Genomic DNA, 23,810 nt, shown 5'->3' with positions numbered 1-23,810 from the left:
CCTTATCGCCGTCCGCCGCCGCGGCCGCCACCACCGGCCCGCGGCGTGAATCCGCCACCGCCACGCCCGCCGCCGGAAAATCCGCCGCCGCCACCGCCGCCGAATCCACCGCCACCGGCGTATCCGCCTCCGCCGCCACGCGCCGCCGACTGGCGGCTCGCCGCGCCGCGCGCGCTACTGGCTTGCGCATCGCGCGCCGAGCCGTAGCCGCTGAACGCATCGCCGCCGCGTGCGCCCGTCGACGCAGTCGGACGCTGGGACGGCTGCGGCCGCCCTTGCGCGCCAGCGCCGCCACCTGCGAAGTTCGCACCGGCACCGCCGCCAGCACCGCCGCCGGCAAAGTTCGCGCCGGCAACGCCGCCCGCTCCGCCGCGGTTGCCGCCTGCCAACCCACCGCCCGCACCCGCACCCGCGCCGCCGCCGCGCGACGGCGGATCGCCGACCCGCTGCGTGCGCGCCGAACGATCCGAGATACCGCTGACCTGGCCCGGCTTCTTGTCCGGGGTCCAGGCGGAGGTACCGCCTCCCTGCCCGCGACCACCGCCGCGGTTGATGTCGCCGGTGTTGACATTGCCGCTGTTGATATTGCCGCGCTCCACGTTCCTATCGCCCCGGTTAACGGTTCTATCGCCGCGCTCGACGTTTCTTTCGCGGTTGATGTTGATGTTGTTGTTGCCGCCGCCCCCGTAATGCGTTTCATAGTGCCCGCCGTTCCAGGCGGCGGTAATCGCCGCGCCCCAGATCAGCCCCGTCGCGAGCGCGGCGCCGGGCGCGTACGGATAGTAGTAGGCCGGATATGGCGTGGGCGCATACGCGTAGGTCACGGGTGCACTGGCCACCACGACGGTCTGCGGGTTGTACTGCGGCACGTAGATCACCTGCGGATCGGCCGGCTGGATCTTGATCACTTCCTTCTCGACGACCACGACCTGCTTGTCGTCGGATTTCAGATGCCCCGCCGACTGCGTTTGGCGCCGGAAGCGCTGAATCGCTTCGAGCACCGAGCCCTGATCGGCGACGACGGCTTCGCCGAGATCGATCGTCCAGTCGAGATCGGTGCTCATGTTCTTGACGATGTCGGGGTAATTCAGCAGCGCTTTCACCGGATCGTGCCACGCGTCGTTGAGCTTCAGCGACTTGTTGTTCTTGTACTGGTCGAGAAACCGGTCGGCCTGCACGATTTCCACCGGATAGGTGGATGCAGGCAGGATGATCGCGATCAGGTCGTCCGGATACAGCGCGATTGGTCCGACGAGCTTGTCGAGCGTCGCCGCGGGAATGGGCGCGTTGGCCGCGTTCGCCGGGGCGTTCGCGGCCGGCGCCTGCGCCAGCGACACGGTAGTGGAGAATGCGCCGCAGCACGCCAGAAGCGCGGCGCCCAGCACATGGCTGACGCGTCGCGCGCGCCTCGGCTCGTCGTCGAGCGCCGTTGCAAACGGGATGGTGCGTGCACGCGCACGCGAATCGCGGTCCATCGATGCTTCCCCTTGCGCTTCGTCAGCGGCCTCGGGCTGCATCGCTACGCGGCAGTCCACGGCCATAATCTTCGACAGACAGTTCTCCGAAGCAATGGAAACGACCTGCACCTGTTGCATGAATACAGTTTGGAAATCACAAACGATATTGCAAATACGACCTTGGTCCGATTGCGCGCAGCAAGCCCGCGACAGCATGATGAAAGCGAACCTGCCATTGCTGCGCATCCACCGCGCGGCAACCGGTCCCATCAGAATTCCCATTCACGGGTGCCGGTTGCGCCCTCACGCCTGCACCGACAGGCAGCCGGCGACTCGCACCCGCGTGTGCCCACGCAAGGAGCTGTCGTGAACAAATCGACGAAATATGCCGTTATTGCCGCGTTGACTGCGTCGCTATCGCTCGAAGGCATCGCGCAATCGAGGCCGATAGCGTATCCGGCCAGAGGGCAGAGCCCGCAGCAACAGCAGCAGGACGAAGGGGCCTGCTATGCGTGGGCGAAGAACAATACCGGCATCGATCCGACCCAGGTCGCCAACGCCCCACCCCCGCCTTCCGGCCCCGCGGTGGGAGGCGGCGAGCGCGTGCAGGGCGCCGCGCGCGGCGCGGCCGGCGGCGCGATCATCGGCGCGATTGCGGGAGACGCCGGCAAGGGCGCGGCGATCGGCGCGGCGACCGGCACGATGGTCGGTGGATCGCGCGCGCGACAGAACCGGCGCGCGGCCGCGGCAAATTCGCAGGCGCAAACACAGGGCGCGATGGACACGTTCAATCGCGCTTTCGCCGCATGCATGTCGGGCCGGGGTTACACCGTCAATTGACCACGCAAGGGGAACAGAATGATTAACCGCAAACTGATCATCGCGGCGGCGCTCGTGTGTGTCGCGAATACGGGGTTCGCTCAGACGGAGGCACCGGTCACGGTCAAGAGCGAGCCCGGCAAAGTCACTGCAACGAGCACCGTCAAAACGACGTCGACGGTCGTCAGCATCGAGCCCGGAACACGCACCGTCGTGCTCAAGGACGCGAAGGGCAAGGTCGTGCAGGTCGTGGTCGGCGAGGAAGCGCGCAACTTCGATCAGATCAAGGTCGGCGACGTGGTCAAGGTCGAGTATTCGCAAGCTCTGACCATGATGCTGAAAAAAGGCAACGCGCCGCTGACCGCCAACGAAACGCAGACGCTCGAACGTGCACCGGAGGGCGCGAAACCCGGCGGCTCGGCCTCGCGCCAGGTCACGATCATGGCTAACGTCATCGCGGTCGATCACCAGAGCGGCGTGGTCACGCTGAAAGGCCCGCAAGGCAATACGGTCGATCTGGCGGTGCAGGACCCCGAACAGCTGAAGCGGATCAAAAAGGGCGACCAGATACAAGCGGTCTATACCGAGGCCGTGGCCATCGCCGTGGAGCCGGTTGCCGGCAAATAGCGGGCACGGCAAGCGTCAGATCAGGCGGTGCGCTTGCGCGAGGTCGCTGAGGGGCGGCGAAAAATCAGCGCGTCGGAAACGCACCGTCGAGAAAACCCGCATCGCATTGGGACTTGCCGGCAGATGCGCAAGGCGAAACTCGATTTCATGCGCGGGCCGTGTATCTCCCTCTTCCACGACGACGTTCATCCGGTCGAGCCGGTATTTGCTCTTGCGCACGTAGACATGCGCGTCCGGCGCCTGCAGTACACCGCACATCACGTCGAGATGCCGCTCCAGCGCCTCGGTCTTCAGGCCCAGCTGCGCTAGAGCCTGATCGTTCTCTTCGATCTGCGCCTGCAGCTTCGCCACCTCCGCGTAATTCGACGACGCGTCGCTACCCAGCAGCGAGCGCACGCCCGCTCCTTGCCGTTCGAGAATCGTCAGACGCGTTTTCAGCAGCGCTCTTTCGCGTTCCAATGCGTCCTGCCGCGAGGTCTCGGCCTCGATCTTGCCGAGGCCTTCGAGCACGAGCTGATCGACGATCCGCAACAGGATTTCATGCCGCAACGCGGCTTCGGACTCGCCGCACACGCGCACCTGGTGATCGCTGAAGTTGAGGGTCGTCTGCGCGAGGTCGGTCTGGGTCGTCTCGCCTCGTTGGCCGACGCCGAAAACGCGCCGCTCGTCGAAGGCCATGCCGAGCACCGCGAATACCGGATCGGCAACGGGATGGTCGTTGAAGAACTGATTCAGCTCTTGGGAGCGGTTGAATACCGGGCAGACGTCGTCGGGTGTGGCGAAAAAGGCGTGGATGTATGGGTCGGTCGCCCACGCCGCCGCGCTCGCTTCGCGCGCGGGGGGCACTTCATCGGCGAGCCGGTCCAGATAGGCGAGCGTGTGTTGCACGGCGGGCCGCAGGCGCGACGCATAGTTGCGCGCGAGCCGCAACGACGGACAGAGCCCGACGATCCGCTCGACGATTTCCTGCGCCTGCTGATCGTCGCTCTCCTGGGCAGCGCTGCGCTTCGTCAGCCACGACAACAGACCCATCTCCGGCTCCCGTCGCCCGTTACGACTCGTCGCGCTCCGGCAGCAGCTGCGCGACGATCGTGTGGTTCTTCCAGAACAGGTTATGCACGCGGCTTTGCAGTATGCGCAGCCCGTCCGTGGGCACGTCGTCGAAGACGACCACCGCACCCGGACGCGAACCCGTGCCGGGCACCCGCTGGATCGAGCTGAAGCGCGGGAATCCGTAGCGAATCAGGAACTCGCCGATCTCTTCGTCGGAGACGCTTTCCTCGACGTTTCCAAGAAACAGTTCAGCCATGATGCTTACTCCTCCAGACCCTAAGCGACGATGTTCAATCCACCGTCGATATACAAGGTGGAACCGGACACTCGCCGCGCATACGGCGTGGCCAGAAACGCACAGGTATAGCCGACGTCCATGATGTCGACCAGTTCGCCGAGCGGCGCGCGCTGCACCGCTTCGTTGAGCAGCAGCTCGAAATCCCTCAGGCCCGAAGCGGCGCGAGTCTGCAGCGGGCCGGGAGAAATCGCGTGCACGCGGATGCCCTTCGGTCCCAGCTCGAACGCCAGATAGCGCGCGCAGGCTTCGAGCGCCGCCTTGACGGGGCCCATCAGGTTGTAGTTCGGCACCACCTTGTTCGCGCCGTAGTAGCTCATCGTCAGCATGGTGCCGCCGTCTTTCATCAGCGGCGCGGCGAGGCGCGCCATCCGCACGAACGAATGGCACGAGATATCGATCGCGCTCAGGAAGCCCTCGCGTGACGATTGCAGCAAGCCGCTCTGCAGATCCGCTTTGGGTGCCCATGCAACGGCGTGAACGAGAATGTCGAGCTCCCCCCATGTTTTCTCGATCCGGTCGAACACGGCCTCCATTTCGTCCTCGCCCGTTACGTCGAGCGGCATGAAGATCTCGGCATCGAGTGCTTTGGCGATCGGTTCCACATAAGGAAGCGCCTTGTCGTTCGCATAGGTGAGCGCGACGCTCGCGCCGAGCTCGCGAAACGCCTTCGCGCATCCATAGGCAATCGAATGCTCGTTGGCGACGCCGGTCACGAGGGCCTTCGCACCTTCGAGAATCAAACGCGGTTGCTCGACAGACATGGTGAAACTCCTCTATGGGGCGATAGCGCGCGTGTGACGGGCAATCATCAGTTCCTCGTTGGTGGGCACGACCCAGACCGCCAGCTTGCTCGAAGCGGTCGTGATCAGCGACCCGTTCGCCCGATTGGCCGCGTCGTCGAGTTCGGCGCCGAGCCACGCGGCGTCGCGCACGATGCGCTCGCGAATCTCGACCGCGTGCTCGCCGATGCCGGCCGTCAGCACCAGCGCGTCGATACCTTGCATCGCCGCGGCGAGACTGCCGAGTTCGCGCCCGATGCGGTAGGTGTAGACGTCGATGGCAAAGCGCGCGCGCGGGTCGTCGCTGTCGAGCAGCACGCGCATGTCGCCCCCGATGCCCGACAGGCCGAGCAGCCCCGAGCCCTTGTAAATCAGGTCCGCGATCGCCTGCGAATCCATCTTCAGCTCGTCGAGCAGATAAAGAATCACGCCGGGGTCGAGGCTGCCGCAACGCGTGCCCATCGGCAGGCCTTCCACCGCCGTGAAGCCCATCGTGCTGGCCACGCTCTTGCCCGCGACCATCGCGCACATGCTCGCGCCGTTGCCCAGATGCGCGACCACGGTGCGCCCCGCCGCCGCGTCCGGTGCGATTTCCGGCAGCACGCTCGCGATGTATTCGTACGAAAGCCCGTGAAAGCCGTAGCGCCGCACGCCGTGGTCGGTAATCGACGGGGGCAGCGCATAGGCCTGGGCGGTCTCGGTCTGCGTGCGATGAAACGTGGTGTCGAAGCACGCGACCTGTGGAAGGTCGGGACGCAGTTGCGCAAGGATGCGAATCGGCGCGAGGTTATGCGGCTGATGCAGCGGCGCGAGCGGGCTCAGGCTGTCCAGCTGGTCGATGACCTCGGGGGTCACGAGGACGGGGCCGGCAAAGCGCTGTCCGCCATGCACGACACGATGCCCGACCGCCTTCAGTTGATTGCCGCTGCCGTGCTCGCGCAAAAAGCCGCCCAGATATTCGATCGCGCCCTGATGGCCGAGGCGATGGCCGTCGCCCCATTCGTGCGAGCTGACGTTGCCGTCGCGATCGGTCGCGCGAAAACGCGGGTTCGTGTAAAGCGCTTCGATCTGGCCGCGCAGAATCAGCTCGAGTTGCGCGTGTTGCGCGTCGAAGGCTCGGAACTTGAGGCTAGACGAGCCTGCGTTCAATACGAGGATCACATCCGACATGGCGTCACCCGACCACCTTGGCGGCCTCGCGCCTTGCCTTCGCCACCAGTGCGGCGACCGCGCACGACGCGAGACGCGTCGACAGCGAATCCGCGCGGCTCGTCAGAATGATCGGCACGCGCGCGCCGAGCACGATGCCCGCCGCGTCCGCGCCGGCCAAAAACGACAGGCTTTTCGCCAGCATGTTGCCCGCTTCGAGGTCCGGCACCACCAGTACATTGGCGCGTCCCGCCACCCGCGACTCGATCTTCTTGATGCGCATGGCTTCGAGGCTGATCGCGTTGTCGAGTGCAAGCGGACCGTCGACGAGCCCGCCGGTGATCTGCCCGCGGTCCACCATCTTGCACAGCGCCGCCGCTTCCACCGTCGATGGAATCTTCGGATTGACGCTCTCGGTCGCGGACAGGATCGCCACGCGGACTTCTTCAAATTTCAGCGCGTGCCCAAGATCGATCGCGTTCTGCAGGATGTCGACCTTCTCTTCGAGCGTCGGCGCGATGTTGATCGCGGCGTCGCTGATGATCAGCGCGTTCTCGTACGCGGGCACGTCCATCACGAAGCAATGGCTGATGCGCCGCTCGGTGCGCAGGCCGGTGTCACGGCGAATCACCTCGGCCATCAATTCGTCGGTGTGCAGGCTGCCCTTCATCATGGCCTCGGCCTTGCCTTCGCGCACCAGTTGCACGGCTGCGGCGGCTGCGGCATGGCTATGCGCTGCATCGACGATCGTGAAGTCCGAGATGTCGATGCCGTGCTCGGCGGCGATCGCTTCGATACGGACGCGCGGCCCGACTAGAACCGGCTCGATCAGGCCCATGCTCGCCGCTTCGACGGCGCCCTGCAGCGAACTCTGGTCGCACGGGTGCGCGACCGCTGTCGGCATCGCCGGCAGCGTCTGGCAGAACTCGATCAGGCGCTGATACTTCGCGTGCTTTTCCATCGGCTTATTCCTCGTGTGTACAACGCGTTAGATTCGTGACGCGCGATGCGCCGTTGCGTCACGCTTGCGTCCGGCCGCGCATCGCACCGCACGTTCACATGCGCGTGGGGTCAGGCAAACGGGCGTCGCGCTTGCGGTTCACTCGCGAACCCAGCACCGCGCGGATGCGTTCGAACGCGTCCTTTTGCGCGGCGTCGGGCGACGCGTTCAACACGCGCTCATCGCTCGCCAGCTTGTCGAGCAGTTGCAGAAAGCGCTCGCGGTCCTCGCTATGGGAAAGCAGCTTAGGCAGCGTCGCAATCGCCTGGTCCGGTTCGAGGCTGACGATGATTTCCTGCTCGCCCCGGATGCGCCGCCAGTGATCGCTGCTGATGTCAGGCAGGTACTCCGCGTAGCTTTCGGCGATCTCCTTGCGCAGCTCGTAGCGCGCGAGCGGCAACGTCTCGCCTCTTTGCGACAACAGGAAGGCCGCGCGCGCGAGCGCCTCCGTGTAGCCGCCGTCGCCGATCGCCTCCAACGCGGTGCGCACGAACGGCAGCTCGCGCGGATCGATCGCGCCGGCCTGTGCGGGCGCGCCGTCGGCCGCGGGCTTGCTCAGGTACGTCGCATACAGGTTCGCGTACACGCTGAAGAAGCCGGCCTCGGTCACCGCGTCGCGCATCGCGCGGTAATAGTCGAGCGACGCGCTGATCATTTGCGAGCCGTTGCGTTCGAGCTTGCTCCACGGGTTATCCGCGCCGGTCCGCTGACGATTCTCACGCACCGACTGCGCCGCCGCCGGCAGCCAGCCAAGCCACGGGTTCATCGCGGAAACGGCCCAGCGCTGCCAGCGCAGCGGATGGAACTGGCGCAGCATGCGGGCGCTCGTTTCGTTCGACATCGCCTGCACGAACGGCTGCGCGAACAGTTCATACATGCGCTGATTCATATCGGACACCGCCGCGACCGCTTCGAACGGCTTTTCGTCGATGCGGCCGAAGCGGTTCAAGCGCCCGGCAATCTCCTCGAGCCGCCGCTCATGAAATTCCACTTCGTAATCGATCTCTCCGGCCGCGTTCCTCGTCTCGTTGATGGTCATGCCGTAGAGCCCGGGCGGAAACGTCTCGATGGTCTCGAGCACGGAGACGATCTGCCTGTGCTCTTTCTTCGCGACTTTGCCGGACACGAAAATGCCCAGATGCCCGATGTTCTGGTGCGTCAGACCGACGATCACCTGGCCGCGCGCCTTGATCTCCTCGGTGCTGCCGTACAGGTCCGCGACCCAGTTGAACGCCTGTTGAGGCGGCGTGATGTTGTCGCCCATCGACGCGAACAGGATGATCGGCGAGCGGATTTCACGCAGATCGAACGCCTGACCGCTGCTGTTCGTCACACCGCCCGACCACAGCTTGTTGCCGACGAACAGGTTGCGTGTGATCCATTCGATCTCTTCGCGATTCATCAGGTAGTAGCTGCCCCACCAGCGCTCGAATTCCAGAAAGCGCGGCGGTTCGGTATCGACGTTCGAATACAGGTGGTAGTACTTGTCCCAGAACGTGTTGGCGGGGTTCAGGTTCTCGAAGTTCTGCACCAGATACGCGCCGTCGAACTTGCCGTTGCCGAGATCCGCCGCGTACGACGCGAGCCACGCGCCGCCTAGCATGCCGCCCGCGTAGCGCATCGGGTTGTCGCCCTCGCCTTCGCTCCAGGCCGCGCTCCAGTACGACATCGGCGCACCGTTGATGACGATCGGGCCGGTCTCCTCGGGGTCGGAGCTGGCGAGCATCATCGCCGCCCAGCCGCCCTGGCAATTGCCGATGATCGCGGGCTTCGGACTGTCCGGATGCAGCGCGCGCACCTTGCGCACGAAGCGCTGCTCGGCATTGCACACGTCGAGCAGAGTTTGACCGGGTTCGGGGTCGCGAAAGAACACCACGAAGTAGACGGGATAGCCCGCGCGCAGCGCGATGCCCGCCTGCGAATCGTCCTTGAAGCCGCCGATGCCGGGGCCGTGGCCCGCGCGCGGATCGATAATCAGATACGGGCGCTTGCGCACGTCGACGCCCACGCCTTCGAGCGGACGTAGTTGCAGCAGCGCATAGTTGACCGGCCGCTCGAACGTGCGTCCGTCGAGCAGCATGTCGTACTCGAAATGCAGCACCGGCGTCGGACCGCTGACGCTGCGTTCGACGAATTCGTTGCCGCGCCGGTATAGCGTGTCCCAGAAGAGCAGCGAACGCTGCGCGGCATCCACCGTGTATTGCCACGCGGTGAGCGGATCGAATGACGCGGGCATCGCGCTTGCAGTCGGCGCGCCATCGTGATCGAGGCCGAGCGTTTCGGTGACCCGTTCGTTCAGATGCTGCTGCGCGATTTGCGTGCGCTTTTGCAGCACGCGGGTGATTTTCGAGGCAATGTCCTGGCTTTGTGACAACAGCGTTTCAGCGTCCATCGGAAGACTCCTGAAAGGTGCGCGTCACGATCGCTGCGGACGCACGCGCCGTGCATCGATTGAATCGTGGATTTGGCCCTGGCCTGTGGCAATCGGACCAAGGTCTTATTATGCGCGCGACCCGACGCTGCACCCGGGTTCGGGCGCTGTGCGTGTCGAAGTGACGCAGCGCGACGCGTCATTGCGCGGGATTCGCCTGCACGGCGGCGGCGATATCGCGGCTCACCGAGGCGAGCGCGCGATCATGCGCGGCGATGATCGGCTCTAAGCCGGGACCGGACACGCTCTCGCGAGCCACCGAGCGGCCGGTGACGGCGCGGATCTTGCCAGGCGGGCGCACGGCCCACAGCACGTCGACGGTGACGTCGCGCCCGGGCACGGACTCGAAGCGCATCACGTCGATCCGCACGCGCCAGACGACGGATGGATCGCGTACCGCATCGAACACCGAAATCTGCTGCGAGTTCAGCAGTGCGCCGAGATCGGCCGCGATCACACGGCCGATGTCGCCACCGAGCGGCTGCGCCCAGCGGTCGAATTCGTTGACCTCGACCTCGTTGTTGCCGATCCGCGTGACGATCTGCGGCCGGTCGACGATCTCGGGAATCGTGACCGGACCGATCACGGCCGCGATCGGCCGGCTCACGCCGGTGCCGCTCAGCGATTCGTCGGGGCTCAGCGTGTAGAAGTTCGTCGCCGGCGACTTGCAGGCGCCGAGCAGAGCGGCGGCGAGCGCGAGCATCAGGCAGGCCGATAAGCGGACCATCGCATCTGTCATGGCTTCTTGCCCTCCGACTTGCCGCGCACGAGCGACTCCGGATGCTGCGCCAGATAGTCGGACAAGGTGCGCAGCGACGCCGCGGTACGGGTCAGCTCACGCATCGCGTCCTCGGTCGATTGCTGCAGCGACGAGTCCGGCTGCAGCGCGGCATTCGCCGAATCGAGCGTGGATTGCGCCGACAGCAGCGTGTCGAACGCTTTCGGCACGACCTGGGTGTGGAGCTGCCCGAGCATCGCGTTGGTGGTGCGCAGCGTCGAGCGCGCGTCCTTGCCGATATCCTCGAACGGGATGTTGTTGATCTTGGTCAGCAATCGCGAGACGGAGTCCTGCAGCGATTGCAGCGTGCGCGGAGTCGCGGGCATTTCGGGCGGCGTCTTGGTCCAGTCGATCGACGCCTTCGGCGCGTCGGGGAAAAAATCCACCGCGAGATAGAGCTGGCCCGTCAGCGGATTGCCGCTTCTCAACTGGAAGCGCAAGCCTCGCTCGACGAGGTAGTTCGCGAGCGCGTGCGGGTTCTCGACGAGCCGTCCGCCGTCGCCAGCGCCGTCGTTCTGATAGCGCGACGTGAACCGCTCCGGATAAAGATTGATTTCGACCGGAATGCTGAATTGGCGAGTCTTCGCATCGAAGCGCGTGTAGATCGCCGTCACTTCGCCGATCACGACACCGCGGAAATCAACAGGTGCGCCGACCGTCAGACCGCGTACGGAATCGGTGAAATTCACCACGTACATGTCGACGATGCGATCGTGCTGCTCCATCGCGTCGGCGCGCCTGGGGTACAGCTCGAACCGGGTGCCGCTATCGGCGCTCGTCTCTACCTGCGATCCCGGCGGCGATTCGAACGCGATCCCGCCGATGATGATCGACACGATCGACTGCGTTTCGAGGCGCAAGCCGTTGCTGTCGAACGACATGTCGACACCGCTCGCGTGCCAGAAACGCGTGTCGGTTCTCACGAACCGGTCGTAGGGCGCGTTGACGAACACCTTCACCGTGACGCCACGGCCGTCCGGGTCCAGGTGGAACGACGAGACCTGGCCCACCTGGATTCTGCGGAAAAACACCGGCGTGCCCACGTCGAGCGAGCCGAGTCCAACTCCGTGCAACGTGTACTCGTGCCCCGGCACGTCGCTCGCGATCGCGGGCGGCTCTTCGAGGCCGACGAAACTGCGTCGTGCTTTCGGCGAATTGCCGACATCGACGTCGATATACGAGCCCGACAGCAACGTGCCGAGCCCCGACACCGTGCCGCCCGAAATGCGCGGACGCACGACCCAGAAGCGCGTGTTGTCGACGAGCAGGTCCGACACGTCACGCGTCACCTCGGCCTTGGCCACCACGCGCTTGTGATCCGGCGTCAGCGATACCGCTTCGACCACGCCGATGTCGACGTCCTTGAACTTGAGCTTCGTCTTGCCTGCTTCGAGACCGTCGCCGGTCTTGAAGCTGATGCTGATCTGCTCGCCGCGCTCCATCACCGCCTTCACCGCGAGCCAACCGCCGATCAGGATCGCGACGATCGGCACGAGCCAGACCAGTTGCATCCGCCAGCGCGAGCGCGGTACCGGCTCGGCGGCGGGCAGCTCGGGCTCTTCAGTCGGAGTGGACACGTTCGGTCTCCATAGCGTCCCACATCAGGCGCGGATCGAACGCCATCGCGGCGAGCAAGGTCAGCACGACGACCGCGCCGAACGCGACCGCCGCCGGGCCGGCCTTGATCGTCGCGAGCGCCTGGAACTGCACCAGCGCGACCAGCATCGTGATTACGTAGATGTCGAGCATCGACCAGCGCCCGATCAGCTCGATCAGCCGATAGATCCGCGTGCGCTGCCCGGGCAGCCATTGCCAACGAAGCTGCGTGGACAACGCGAGATAGCCGATGCCGAGAATCTTCAGCATCGGCACGGCGATGCTCGCGATGAATACGAGCACCGCGAGCGGCCATGAGCCCGATACCCACAGATAGACCACGCCGCTCAGGATCGTGTCCTTCTGCGAGCCGAACAGCGAACTCGTGTCCATCACGGGCAGCACGTTGGCCGGAATATAGAGCACCATCGCGGCGACCAGATACGCCCACGTGCGTGACAGGCTCGCGGGCTTGCGCTGGTGCAACGGCGCCTTGCAGCGCGGACAGACATGCTTGCCGGCGCCGCCGGGCTGCTTGAGCAGCAGGCCGCATTCTTCGCACAGCACGAGCCCGTAGGCAGCCGCCGTGATGGCGTTGCGGCGCACGCGGATCGGCGGCAATTGCCAAGCTTGCGCGCCACGCGCCGCCGTGATGCGCGACCACACTTCGCGCGGATCGAACGTCGCCGCCGCGGCCGCGAGCAGCAGCATCAGCGCGATGAACGACCACAGCGCGGTGCCCGGCACCACCTTCGCGATATGCGCGAGCTTGACCAGCGCGACCAGCAGACCGAGGATCAGCACCTCGGTCATGCCCCACGGCCGCGCGAGCTGAAACACGCGAAAGAACTCGACCGGGCGCCACGGTGCGCGCCCGAAGTGCAGCGGCAGCAGCAGCCACAGCATTGCCGCGGTTTGCAGCACCGGCGTGACGATCGTCGTGAGGCCGACCAGCAACGCGAGCGGCCACGCGCCGTGGGTGTACAGCATGCGCACCGAACCCGCGAGCGTCGTCTGCACGATATTGCCGTTCAGCGACAGACCGACGATCGGAAACGCGTTCGAGATCACGAGCAGCACCGCCGACGCGCACGAGAATGCGAGCGCATACTCGGGCCCGTTCGAGCGTCCGCGCCTGAGCTCCGCGCGGCAACGCTGGCAGCGCAACGCATTGCCGGCGGCGGGCGGCGCGCCGAGCTGAAGCAGGTCGCACTCTTCGCACGCGATCAGCTCGTTGCCCGTCATCTCGCCGCCTCCACTGCACCCGACGTTCCACCCGGCGCGGTCAAGTTCTGCGAGGCCGGGGCCATCGCTGGCGACGCTTGCGGCGCGGCCGGCGGTGCAGTCATTTTTTCCGCCTCGGCCACCCAGCCGCCGCCCGTCGCCTTGTAGAGCGTGACGTACGAGGCCAGCACCGCGCCTTGGGTCTGCGCATAGCTCAATTGCGCGTTGAACAGGCTGCGCTCCGCATCGAGCACTTCGATATAGCTCGTATAGCCGCCTTCGTAACGCTGCCTCGCGAGGTGCGCATACGTGACCAGCGCTTCGACCTGAAGGTTTTGCGCATCGAGTGCCTGATGTGTCTTCTGGACGGAGAGCAACGAGTCCTCGACCTCCTGAAACGCCACCTGGATCGCCTTTTCATACGAGTACAGCGCTTCCTGCTGGCGCGCTTCGGCCTGATGCACCTGGCCGGTGATGTTGCCCGCCGTGAAGATCGGCTGCGTGACGCTGCCCGCAAACGACCACACGCGCGCCGGTCCGGTGAACAGATTCGAGAACTGCGCGCTGACCGAACCGAACAGCCCGGTCAGCGAAATCGACGGGAAGTACAACGCGCGCGCCGCGCCGATCAGCGCGTTTTGCGCGACCAGCGTCTGCTCGGCCTCCAGCAGATCGGGACGGCGTTCGAGCAGTTCGGACGGCAGCCCCGCGGGAATCGGCGGCGTGCCCATCTGCGCCAGCTCACGGCCGCGCAGAATCGCGCCGGGATTCCTGCCGATCAACACCGACAACGCGTCTTCCTGCTGGCCGATCTGCGCTTCGAGCTGCGGCACCGTGACCTGCGCGGCTTGATACTCCGACTGGCTTTGCGCGAGTTCCATCTGCGAGACCTCGCCGTAGCGGAAACGCGCCTCGAACACGCGCACCGATTCCGCGCGGCTTTGCACGGTCTCCTTCGCGATCTCGAGCTGCCGGTCCAGACTGCGCAGATTGATATAGGCGGACGCGACCGAGCTGACCAGCGTCAGAATCGTCGCGCGGCGGCCCTCTTCGCTGGCGAGCAGATTCGCGCGCGCCGCCTCGGTTTCGCGGCGCACCTTGCCGAACAGATCGAGTTCCCAGGACACCGCCAGGGTCGCTTCGAACTGGTTGTAGACGGGGCTCACGCCCTTGGGCACCGTCACGGCTTCGACCTGCGAGACGCGTTGGCGCGACGCCTCGGCGCCTGCCGAGACTTGCGGGAACAGCCCGGAACGCGTGGTCACGAACATCCCGCGAAACTCGTCGACCCGGGCGGCCGCGACCTTCACGTCGCGGTTGTCCTGCAGCGCGGTGGCGATCAGCTGATCGAGCACTGGGTCCTGAAACTGCTCCCACCATACGGCGTTGGCGATGCCCGCGGCCTCGCCCTGGGCGAAACGATAGGTGGCTGGCACCTCGACCGCCGGGCGTTGGTAGTTGGGGCCTAGCAGGCATCCGCTCAGCGCGAGCAGCATGACGCAGGCGAGCAGACGGGTCGGTGCCGTGCCGCGCATGTCATTCACCTTGCCGCGGCGCGGACGGCGCCTCGCTCGACGCACCGGGCCCGGCCACCGCCGAGGGCTCCCGTCCCGCGCCGCCACTGTGCTGCGCGTCCGGCTTCGACTTTTTGCCTCCCTTCGAGCGCGACGACATCGATTCGAGCAGGTAATAGAACATCGGGATGAAGAACACCGCGATCGCCGTGGCGCCCAGCATCCCGCCGATCACACCGGTACCGATCGAATGGCGGCTGTTCGCCGATGCGCCCGTCGCGATCGCGAGCGGCACGCAGCCGAGAATGAACGCGAGCGAGGTCATCACGATCGGACGCAGCCGTTCTTCCGCGGCGGTCATCGTCGCATCGAGGACCGATGCGCCGCCCTCGCGGTTGAGCACCGCGAATTCGAAGATCAGGATCGCGTTCTTCGCAGCGAGCGCGACCAGCATCGTCAGCCCGATCTGGAAGTAGACGTCGTTGGACAGCCCGCGCAGCATGATCGCGAGCAGCGCGCCGAAGAGGGCGAACGGCACCGCCATCAGCACGCCGAACGGCAGCGTCCATTTCTCGTACTGCGCGGCGAGGATCAGGAACACCATCACGAGACCGAATACGAACACGAGACCGGAGGTGCCGCCCGACTGCCGCTCTTCGAACGCTTCGCCGCTCCACGCGACGTCGTAGCCGTCCGGCATCTGCGCGGCGAGTTCTTCGAGCGTGGAGATCACCTGCCCGGAGCTATAGCCCGGCGCGGCATTCGCCGTGACCTTGACGGCCGGGAAGTTATTGAAGCGGGTGACGAGGTCCGGGCCCGTCACATAGCGGTAGGTCGCCAACGCCTTGATCGGCACCATCGTGCCGTTGGTGCTGCGCACGAAGATCTGATCGAGATCGGTCGGCTTCAGCCGATATGACGGCTCCGCCTGCAGGATCACCTGCCACAGCCGGGCCGCGCGGTTGAACTGCGACACGTACAGCGAGCCGAACATCGTCTGCATCGCGCTATAGACGTCTTCCACCGGCACGCCGAGCGTCTCCGACTTGTCGCGATCGACGTTGACCATCAGTTGCTGCGACGACGCATTGAATGTGGACGTCACGCGAGTCAGTTCTTTACGCGCCCGCGCTCTCTGCAAAAACTGGTCGACCACGCCCGCGAGCTGCGAGATGTTGCCGTCACCCTTGCTCTGAATCCACACCTCCGTGCCGCCCGTCGTGCCGAGCCCCGGAATCGACGGCGGATTGACCGGCAGTACGATGCCCTCCTGCACGTTCGAGAAGTACTTATACGCGTCGAGCAGAAGCGCGCGCGCATTCTGAGTCCGGATGTTGTCCCGCGTGTAGCGTTCGTCGAAGCTCTTCAGGCCGACGAAGAATGTGCCGGCATTGTTCTTGTTCTGACTGTCGAGCAGGCTGAACCCATCGATCGTGGTGATGCTGCCGACGCCTTCCCGGTTCTTGAAGTAGTCGGTGATGCGTTGCGATACCTGGCCGGTGCGGTCGAGGCTCGCGGCGTCCGGCATGATGACCGCGCCGAGCAGATAGCCCTGGTCCTCGGGCGGCAGGAACGCGGACGGAATCGAGCGCACCATCAGCACCGAGAGCGCGATCAACGCGACGAAGAACACGAGCCCCATGATGCAGCGCTTGATGATAACTTTGACCGCGCGCGTATAGCCCGCCGTCATGCGGGCGAACTGATTGTCGAACCAGCGGAAAAAGCCCTTCTTCTCGTGGTGCGCGCTCTTCAGCAGCAATGCGGCGAGCGCCGGCGACAAGGTCAGCGCGACGATGCCGGACAGCACCACCGAAATCGCGATCGTGATCGCGAACTGCTTGTACAACTGCCCGGTGATGCCACCGAGAAACGCAACCGGCACGAACACCGCGCACAGCACCAGCACGATCGCCACGACCGGTCCGGCGACTTCGTCCATGGCCATTTTCGAGGCTTCTTTCGGCGACAGCTTGTGCACCGTCATGTTGCGCTCGACGTTCTCGATCACCACGATCGCATCGTCGACGACGATGCCGATCGCGAGCACCATGCCGAACAAGGTCAGCATGTTGATCGAAAAGCCCACCAGCAGCATGAACATGCAGGTGCCGACGATCGACACCGGCACCGCGACGATCGGAATCAGCGTGGCACGCAGGCTTTGCAGGAACACGAACACGACGATCACGACGAGCACCAGCGCTTCGAAGAACGTGTGGATCACGTCCGAGATCGACGCCCGCGTAAACTCGGTCGTGTCCATCGCGATCTCGTAGGTCATGCCTTCCGGAAACGACTTCTTCAGCTCCGCGAGCGTCTTGCGCACCTGCTTCGACACTTCGAGCGCATTGGCGCCCGGCTGCTGATACACGGCCAACACCGTGGCCGGCTTGCCCTGGAAGCGGCTGCGAATCGAGTAGTCCTTCTGGCCCAGCTCGGCGCGGCCGATGTCCTTCAGGCGCACGATCGCCGCGCCGCCGCTCGCCGCGCGCACGATGATGTTGTCGAACTGCGACGGCTCGGCGAGGCGCCCCGTGGTCGTGACCGCGAACGACTGCTGCACCGCCGAGCCCGTTGGCGACTGCCCGATGCTGCCGACCGCGAACTGCTGGTTCTGGTTCGCGACGACCTTCTGCACGTCGGCGGCCGTCACGCCCAGTTGCGCCATTCGATCCGGCTTCAACCATATTCGCATCGCGTAGTCTGGATTACCGAATATGGACGACTGGTTCGCGCCGGGAATCCGCTTGATCGCGTCGAGTACGTAGATGTTCGTGAAGTTCGCGATATAGGTCGCGTCGTAGCGGTCGGTGGGCGAATAGACCGCGATCACCATCATGAACGCCGACGACTTCTTCTGGACCTGAACGCCCTGCGACTGCACCGAGCTCGGCAGTTGAGGCAGCGCGAGATTCACGCGGTTCTGCACGTCGACCTGGGCCAGTTCGGGATTCGTGCCGATGTTGAAGAATACGTTGAGCGTAAAACTGCCGGTCGACGAACTGGACGAGTTCATGTAGATCATGTTGTCGGCGCCGTTGACCTGCTGCTCGATCGGCGCGGCGACGTTGTTCGCGACGACCTCGGCGCTCGCGCCCGGGTAAGTCGCGGACACGGTGATCTGCGGCGGCGTGACGTCCGGGTATTGCGCGACCGGCAGCGCGAACATCGCTATAGCGCCGCCGAGCGTGATGACGATCGAGATGACCGACGCGAAAATCGGCCGGTCGATGCAGTAGCGCGAGATATTCATGTGGGCGCCCCGTCACTCGGCGGCGGCCGCCGCTGCCGCGCCACTTTGCGATGCAGCCGTCGCCACGGCCGCCGAGTCCTTGGCCGCCGGCAGCTCCTTGACGATCTTCAGCTGCGAATCCGCGGTGACGCGCAGCGCGCCATCCACGACGATGCGCTCGCCCGCCTTCAGTCCATCGGACACGAACCAGTTGTCGCCCTGCCACTCGCCGACTTCGATGACCCGCTGATGCGCCTTCGCATCGTTACCCACGACCCACACGAAGTGACTCTTCGCGCCCTGCAACACCGCGCGCTGCGGCACCAGCGTCGCGTTGGGCCGGATCGCACCGCCGACGCGGGCCTTCACGAACTGCCCCGGACGCAAGGTGTATTTCGGGTTGGCGAAGGTCGCGCGCACGAGGAAGGTTCCCGTTTCCGTGTTGAACGCCGGGTTCGCGAAGTCGATCTGGCCCTGCTCGGCATAGGGCGTGCCATCGGCGAGAATCAGATGCACGGAGAAATTGTCGTTCGGCGGAAAGCGCAGCCGTCCGGCCGCGATTTCGTCGCGGTACTTCAGCAGCTCGTTCTCGGAAATGCTGAAGTTCACCCACATCGGGTCGAGCTGGTACACGTAGGTCAGCAAGCTGCTGTTGCCGGTTGCCGTCACGTAGCTGCCATCCTGCTGACGCGCGAAGCTCGACAGCCCGTTCAGCGGAGACTTGATCGTCGTGTAGCCGAGGTTCAGCTGCGCGGTATCGACTTCGCCCTGCGCGGCGAACACCGCCGCGGCGCTTTGCTTCTCGTTGCCGACAGCGTCGTCGAGATCCTTCTTGCTCAACGCGTTCTGCGCCGCCAATGGTTGCACGCGCGCGAGATTGGCCTTGGCGACTTCGAGACGCGCCTGCTGCTGGGCCAGTTGCCCTTTCGCGGTCTGCAGCGCGGCCTCGAACGGCTTGCGGTCCATCTGGAACAGCGTCTGTCCCGTCTTGACCAACGTGCCTTCGGTGTACATGCGCTTGTCGAGAAAGCCGTCCACCCGCGAGCGGATCTCGACTTCGCGCGAACTCTGGGTTTGCGCGGTGAATTCGAAGTCGACCGGCGTGTCCTGCTGGACGACCGTCATCACGGTCACTTCCGGCACGGCGGCCACCTGCGGTGGCGCTTCCTTCTTGCACGACGCGAGCAGCGTGAGCAGCGTCAGTGCCGCGACGACGGCGAGCAACGGGAGAGGGCCGCGAGAATCCGGCCGCGGCGAGGCCAAACATACGGGTACGGTTTTCATCGCGCACTCCGCCAGATTACAAAGGCGTGCAGTTGCCGAACAGCACGAAGGCATCGTTTCTGTTCGCGATCATCAGCGTCATCTCGCCGTCCGTCGAATCGACGGCCAGCGTCCAGCCAAAGCCCATCTCATTGCCAAGCATCACGAGCTGATCCGCCTCTTTGGTAACCGAGAGCATCGGCGTCGTGTGCGCGGGGCCGACGACCGCGCGTTTGTCGAAGTCGAGCGTCAGGAATTTCGGCAGACCGAGATCCGCGGGCAACGCGCGCGTGCAGGCGATCCCCGGATCGCAGGCGTGCGCGTCGATCGTCGCGCACATCAGCCGCTTGCTGCCGTCGAAGTCCGCCGCGTCCACCTGCATCGCGGCGGCACCGAGAAGAATCGCGAGACAAACCGAAATTGATTTCATCACTTGCGCTCCCGCTTTTATCCCTGAACGCTGCCGCGCTCCGCGCGGCGCAGCCGGCGTTCGGTTCGACGCTTGGACTGAGTTCAGTTTGGTGATCCGAAGAAACGGCGGCAATCGGACCTTGGTCTCATATCTTCCGGTGCGAAGGCGCGCGTTCAGGGTGTCGGCGGCGGACCGCCGATGGCCACCTCGACCGCCTTGAACAGAATCGCGCTGGTGAAAGGCTTGCGCAGATACGCGGCCGCGCCGGCCGCGAGCGCGGCCTGGCGGACGGAGAGATCTTCGTAGGCGGTAATCATGATGACCGGCACGCCCATTTGCGCGAGCTGACGCTGGACTTCCAGACCGTTGGTTCCCGGCATCTGGACGTCCAGAATCACGCAGGCAGGCCGATACGACGGAATTGCCGCAAGCGCATTCAAGAACTCGTCACCGCTGCAAAACGTCTCCGCCCTGATACCTTCGGAATGCAGCAAACGCTTGATAGCTCGGCACACCGACTCGTCATCGTCGACCACCGCAACGAATTGGTTAGGGTTGACCATATGACAGCGCGAACGCGCGGCCGCTCCGGAAAGGGGACCTCTGATGCCTTAGCGTACTGGTTGAAACCCCAATGAGATATAAGACTTTGGTCCACTAGCGGTGTCGGTCAGCGCCGCTGAAAGTGGCGGCGCAACGCGGGAGCCGGGCGATTATTCTTCGTCGGCCGTACAAAGGCCGCCTTTTCGCACCAGATGAACGAGTTCGACGATCGATCGGGCCTTCATCTTCTCCATCACGCGGGCCCGATGAATCTTGATCGTTTTTTCGGCCGCTCCCAGATCGCTCGCAACCTGTTTGTTCAGACGGCCGGTCACGACGAGCTCCATCACTTCGCGCTCGCGGCGGGTCAGATGCCGCATGCGCTCTTCTATTTCCTCGCGTTCGTGGCGCCGCCTGCTTTCCACACATGCGCGCGCGAGCGCGCGATCCACCGCGGCGAGCAACAGCGAGTCGCGCACCGGCTTGGGCAGGAAGTCGACGGCTCCGCCTTTCATCGCGTCGACGCTCGAGCCGATGTCGCCGTGGCCGGTCAGAAAGACGATCGGCAGCAGCTGATCGAGCTTGCGCTGCACTTCGAGTCCCGTCATGCCCGGCATCTGCAGATCGAGAACGAGGCAGGCCGGCATGCTCGTCAAATCGGCTCGTTCGAGAAAGGCCTCGGGACTGTCGAAGCATTCGACCTGGTAGCCGGACGCGCGCAGCAAGCGGGCGAGCGCGCTGCGCACGCTGCCGTCGTCGTCGACGATGAAGACGCGAGTGTTGGTCTGGTTCATGATGATCAGGGCACGAGTCTCTGTCGGATATCGGTCGCGACGGGAAGCGTGACGTGAAACGATGCCCCTTTGCCCTCGTTGTTTTCCGCCCACAGCCGGCCGCGGTGCGCCGTGACGATCGTGCGGCTGATCGACAGGCCCAGCCCGAGCCCCTGCGGTTTGGTGGTGAAAAATGGCCGGAAAATCCTTTCCATGCTGTCGACGTCGAGGCCCTGGCCGCAATCTTTTACCGTTATCCGTATCAGCCCGTCCGCTTCCTCGCGCACCGTCGTTTCGACGCGGCGGTCCGCGGCAGGGCAAGCCTTGACCGCGTCGAACGCATTCAGCAGCAGGTTCAGGATCACCTGCTGAAGCTGAACCTTGTCGCCGCAAATCAGCGCCAGATTCTCCGGAATGTCGAAGCTCGTCTGCACGCCGCGTGTCAACGCATCGCTATGCACGAGCATCGCGGTGTCGCGCACGACGTTGCCGGCGTCCAGCAACTGCAACTCGACATCGCCTTTGCGCACCAACGCGCGGATCTTCTGCAGCACGTCGTTCGCGCGGCAATTGTCGGCCACGATGTCTTCGAGCGCTTCGCGCAGCTCCACCGCGTTGGTGGTCTCCGAATCCAGGAATTTGCGTGCGGCCTGCGCGTTGAAGAGGATCGCGGTAAGCGGCTGCTTCAACTCGTGCGCGAGCGATCCGGCCAGTTCGCCCAATGAAGAAACGCGCGCGAGATGCGCGAGATCCCTCGTATTTCCATCGACTTCGCCGCACGCCCTGCAATCCGATATCGCAGTGATCCGCAATTCCTGATCGTGCACGCGGCAACGGGTGGTTTCCGCTTCCGCGTGAAAGCCGCCGCCATCGCGCCGCCGCGCGATCAGACTCTGCGTGGTCGTGACGCCGAGTTGCAGCTTCGCGCCACGATTGCCCGGGCCCGACCGATCGGCGTTGAACCCGTCGATCGGAAACAGCTTGGCGCTCGGCGCGCCGATCAGCTCTTCCGCCGTGTAGCCGAACAGTTGCGCCGCCCGCGCGTTCGCGAAGATGATCTGGTCCCGCTGATCGATCGCGACGATCGGGACCGGCAACATTTCGAGTGTCTCGCACAGCGACACTCTCGCGTCGAGCATGCGCCGCGTGCCGCTATCGCCTTCGCCTCGCAACCATGACGAGCAAGCGACGACATAGCGCCGCCACACCGGCAACCCGTACGGCGGCTCGTGGGGATCGCGGGTACTCTGCCGGCTCGACACGCCGGTGATACCGCGAGCGCGCTGAAACCGGTGATGCCGAGGTGAAGACTGTCTGGAACGGTCGTGCCCGGATAGTGGGGGACCGTCGTTGCGCGCATTGTCGATCTGCGACGGGTTGCTTTGGCCCATGTGGCGCGGTTGCGCGTGCAGTGCCGTGAGGATTCCCGCTACCCCGATCGCCAGGTGTCTGCCATGCGCGATCAGATTAATCATTGGCACCTCCGGGTCCAGTGCGAACGGATTCTGTACAACTGCGACGTCTTTATCGTTGGGCTTCGAACCAAATAATTGACTTCACAATCGGTACTTCGCACTTCTGGTGGCTGGAAGTCAGTATAGGATATCCAGAATCAATTACCGACAGGAGACCGTAATTTATGCCACTTACTCGGGAAAATACTCATCAGTTTTTCGCGTTGTCCACCATGAACCGGCAAATGGCGACTGAGTTTGTTAGGCAGTTAATTATTGCGGCGTGAGGCAAAAGTTAGCAGACCAGGAACATCGCCGTTTCGCGCCGCAATGCTCTCTCTGCGCGATAGCGCTTTCAAAGGGAAACTCAACGGTAAATTCAATGCGAATCACCGAGCCAGCGGGTATGCGCAATGCCAGCCCTCTAATTTAATTAATTTCCTGGAAATATGTTTTTGATGCAAGTCAACCTTTTATCGCCACCATTCTTGCGGTGAATCATTTGGTTTCTTCACCCGGAAAAATAATCTATGCCAGGCAGATGACTAACGTCGTCTTTTCTACCGGTATTGAATAAGCAGGACGGTCAGTGCAGATCAAAGGCAGCGCAGCCGCGAGGCAAGAGCGCATCTGGTTCGCAGCGTTTCGTGAGAACAACGGGAGGGATGATAGGGAGGCCGGCTGAGGTGGGTCCGCCAAAAACCATAACCGGCGCGTCGCCATGCCAAAGCATGCGACGCGCCGCTGGATGACGGCGTCATGACGATCGATCGAATGCCGCTGCTTGCCGCGTCCGGTTACAAATTCATCCGCGTAACCTTGGTGCCAGCCACCGACACGTCGGCCATCAAGCCCGTGTTGGTCAAGACCATCGCCATGACCTCGGCGGTCGCCGACGAGGTATCGATCGCGCCGTTAGCCCCGACTTTCAGCAGCGAAACCGACGCATCGGCGCCCGCCGACCAGCCCTTCGAGTTGCGGAATTTGTCGAGCGAAGCCTGCGTCATGAACAGGAAAAACACAGCGGTCGACTGCGCGCCGGCCTGCAATCCGAACGAAGCCGCGGCGGTACTGTAATAGCCCACCGTCGCTCCGCCGACGCGCAATGCGCCTTCACCGTACTCGCCACCGACGATGAACGCCGCCTTCTTCACCGAAGGAAACACCAGCACGCCCTGCGCTTTCGATACGAGCTCGTGCGAGCCTTGCACCGTATCGAACAATTTCGACAGCGCACCGTTCACGGCCGCGTCGATCTCCTGCCGTTTGGCGGCGTCGGTAGTGGCGCTTTCGCCACTGCCTCCGGTCGTCGTGCAACCCGCCAAAGCCAGACTCGCTGCCATGGATGTTAGCGCGAGCGTGTGCACAAAGTTCCGTCTGTTCACTTTCGACTCCGTTCTGGTTA

At 64.4% G+C, this 23,810-nt stretch carries 20 protein-coding genes; 2 read left to right on the top strand and 18 right to left on the bottom strand.

Annotated elements, in window-relative coordinates; genetic code table 11:
* Positions 1–2: 2 nt before the first annotated feature.
* Positions 3–1,541 (bottom strand): DUF3300 domain-containing protein, encoded by a 1,539-nt coding sequence (locus AB3X95_RS16185; RefSeq protein ID WP_260332238.1) that lies wholly within the window; start codon positions 1,539–1,541, stop codon positions 3–5.
* Positions 1,542–1,823: 282 nt separating this feature from the next.
* On the opposite strand from AB3X95_RS16185, the gene AB3X95_RS16180 reads away from it, so the two are divergent.
* Both AB3X95_RS16180 and AB3X95_RS16175 read left to right on the top strand, forming a co-directional pair.
* Positions 1,824–2,297, top strand: a complete 474-nt coding sequence (locus AB3X95_RS16180; RefSeq protein WP_176107434.1) for a glycine zipper family protein — start codon at positions 1,824–1,826, stop codon at positions 2,295–2,297.
* Positions 2,298–2,315: 18 nt separating this feature from the next.
* A complete protein-coding gene (locus AB3X95_RS16175; protein WP_176368495.1) occupies positions 2,316–2,903 on the top strand; it encodes a hypothetical protein in 588 nt (195 codons plus the stop codon).
* A 15-nt stretch (positions 2,904–2,918) separates the two neighbouring features.
* On the opposite strand, the gene AB3X95_RS16170 is transcribed toward AB3X95_RS16175, so the two are convergent.
* The 17 genes from AB3X95_RS16170 to AB3X95_RS16090 form a co-directional block, all read right to left on the bottom strand.
* Positions 2,919–3,935: a hypothetical protein gene (locus AB3X95_RS16170; RefSeq protein WP_368621884.1), complete on the bottom strand. Its 1,017-nt coding sequence runs from the start codon at positions 3,933–3,935 to the stop codon at positions 2,919–2,921.
* Between the two features lie 19 nt (positions 3,936–3,954).
* Complete coding sequence (locus AB3X95_RS16165; RefSeq protein WP_176107432.1) at positions 3,955–4,212, bottom strand: RNA-binding protein; 258 nt, start codon at positions 4,210–4,212, stop codon at positions 3,955–3,957.
* 20 nt (positions 4,213–4,232) lie between these two features.
* Positions 4,233–5,015 carry an enoyl-ACP reductase FabI gene (gene fabI, locus AB3X95_RS16160; protein WP_176120531.1) on the bottom strand — a complete coding sequence of 261 codons (783 nt, stop codon included), beginning with the start codon at positions 5,013–5,015 and terminating at the stop codon, positions 4,233–4,235.
* 12 nt (positions 5,016–5,027) lie between these two features.
* The gene (locus AB3X95_RS16155) at positions 5,028–6,203 is read right to left on the bottom strand and encodes an acetate/propionate family kinase (RefSeq protein WP_368621883.1); all 1,176 of its coding nucleotides are present in this window, start codon (positions 6,201–6,203) and stop codon (positions 5,028–5,030) included.
* Positions 6,204–6,207: 4 nt separating this feature from the next.
* Complete coding sequence (locus AB3X95_RS16150) at positions 6,208–7,143, bottom strand: phosphate acetyltransferase (RefSeq protein WP_176120529.1); 936 nt, start codon at positions 7,141–7,143, stop codon at positions 6,208–6,210.
* Between the two features lie 94 nt (positions 7,144–7,237).
* Positions 7,238–9,574 carry a DUF3141 domain-containing protein gene (locus AB3X95_RS16145; RefSeq protein ID WP_368621882.1) on the bottom strand — a complete coding sequence of 779 codons (2,337 nt, stop codon included), beginning with the start codon at positions 9,572–9,574 and terminating at the stop codon, positions 7,238–7,240.
* Between the two features lie 178 nt (positions 9,575–9,752).
* A complete protein-coding gene (locus AB3X95_RS16140; protein ID WP_368621881.1) occupies positions 9,753–10,352 on the bottom strand; it encodes a membrane integrity-associated transporter subunit PqiC in 600 nt (199 codons plus the stop codon).
* On the bottom strand, positions 10,349–11,968 hold the full coding sequence (locus AB3X95_RS16135) for an intermembrane transport protein PqiB (protein WP_368621879.1): 1,620 nt from the start codon (positions 11,966–11,968) through the stop codon (positions 10,349–10,351). The genes AB3X95_RS16140 and AB3X95_RS16135 overlap by 4 nt, the downstream gene beginning before the upstream one ends.
* Entirely contained in the window at positions 11,952–13,232 is a 1,281-nt protein-coding gene (locus AB3X95_RS16130; RefSeq protein ID WP_176379740.1) for a paraquat-inducible protein A, read from the bottom strand. The genes AB3X95_RS16135 and AB3X95_RS16130 overlap by 17 nt, the downstream gene beginning before the upstream one ends.
* Entirely contained in the window at positions 13,229–14,746 is a 1,518-nt protein-coding gene (locus tag AB3X95_RS16125; RefSeq protein ID WP_176368488.1) for an efflux transporter outer membrane subunit, read from the bottom strand. Before AB3X95_RS16125 ends, AB3X95_RS16130 begins: the two co-directional genes overlap by 4 nt.
* 1 nt (position 14,747) lies before the next feature.
* On the bottom strand, positions 14,748–17,981 hold the full coding sequence (locus AB3X95_RS16120; protein WP_368621878.1) for an efflux RND transporter permease subunit: 3,234 nt from the start codon (positions 17,979–17,981) through the stop codon (positions 14,748–14,750).
* Between the two features lie 12 nt (positions 17,982–17,993).
* Complete coding sequence (locus AB3X95_RS16115; RefSeq protein ID WP_368621877.1) at positions 17,994–19,244, bottom strand: efflux RND transporter periplasmic adaptor subunit; 1,251 nt, start codon at positions 19,242–19,244, stop codon at positions 17,994–17,996.
* 16 nt (positions 19,245–19,260) lie between these two features.
* Entirely contained in the window at positions 19,261–19,653 is a 393-nt protein-coding gene (locus tag AB3X95_RS16110) for a hypothetical protein (protein ID WP_176368485.1), read from the bottom strand.
* A 155-nt stretch (positions 19,654–19,808) separates the two neighbouring features.
* Complete coding sequence (locus AB3X95_RS16105; protein ID WP_018437393.1) at positions 19,809–20,198, bottom strand: response regulator transcription factor; 390 nt, start codon at positions 20,196–20,198, stop codon at positions 19,809–19,811.
* A gap of 150 nt (positions 20,199–20,348) precedes the next feature.
* Entirely contained in the window at positions 20,349–20,972 is a 624-nt protein-coding gene (locus tag AB3X95_RS16100; RefSeq protein WP_176120520.1) for a response regulator transcription factor, read from the bottom strand.
* A gap of 5 nt (positions 20,973–20,977) precedes the next feature.
* Positions 20,978–22,426, bottom strand: coding sequence for an ATP-binding protein (locus AB3X95_RS16095; RefSeq protein WP_368621876.1), 1,449 nt, complete (start codon positions 22,424–22,426; stop codon positions 20,978–20,980).
* 776 nt (positions 22,427–23,202) lie between these two features.
* Entirely contained in the window at positions 23,203–23,748 is a 546-nt protein-coding gene (locus AB3X95_RS16090) for a YSC84-related protein (protein WP_368621875.1), read from the bottom strand.
* Between the last annotated feature and the right edge of the window lie 62 nt (positions 23,749–23,810).

Origin of the sequence: Paraburkholderia sp. BR13444 (assembly GCF_040948755.1) — a bacterium.
Classification (GTDB): Bacteria; Pseudomonadota; Gammaproteobacteria; order Burkholderiales; family Burkholderiaceae; genus Paraburkholderia; species Paraburkholderia youngii.
The sequence above is the reverse complement of the archived record's forward strand: the minus strand, read 5'-3'. Positions and strand labels throughout refer to the sequence as shown.